1 pseudogene is annotated in these 500 nt (G+C 62.6%); it reads right to left on the bottom strand.

Annotated features, from left to right (window positions below):
- A pseudogene (locus BGK49_RS17570) lies at positions 1-500 on the bottom strand (RHS element protein); the annotation flags it as partial.

Below are 500 nucleotides of genomic sequence, written 5' to 3'. Positions count from 1 at the left end.
GTCAGGCCGCACGATGCCAGCCAGCGGCGGCTTTCCTCACTCACCCGGTCAGCCAGGATTTCACTTTCCAGCCGGTCGAGCATCTGCACCAGCACCGGCGGGAACACCACACTGCCACTGTCTTCGCCGCCGGACTGCTGAAGGGCATCCGCCAGGCTGCGGCGCTGCGTTTTCGCCAGCTCACCGGTGGCGGTTTCAACTCTGATGAGTGGCGTGAAGCTTCCCGGCTGATAAACCGTCTGGATGCGGGTTCTGTCGTTCTGTATTGTGGTCAGCCGGTCGCCGTCCCAGCCGTACCAGGTCACTTCCGGTTTCCGTGACAGCGACATCCAGCCCGTCAGGTCCCGTTCACGCCGCCATACCCGTTTTGCCACCCTGCGGCCCAGCGGGTCGTAAAGATAGCGACTTTCGACCAGCGGCTCTGCATATTGTGTCCGCGTGTAGTGCACCAGCCGGTGCTGACTGTCGTAATGGTACCGGTGGGTGCGCTCATCATCCGT

Origin of the sequence: Shigella sp. FC1544 (assembly GCF_001722145.1) — a bacterium.
Classification (GTDB): Bacteria; Pseudomonadota; Gammaproteobacteria; order Enterobacterales; family Enterobacteriaceae; genus Escherichia; species Escherichia coli.
Note: the sequence above shows the minus strand (reverse complement) of the source record. Positions and strands in the feature narration are given on the sequence as shown.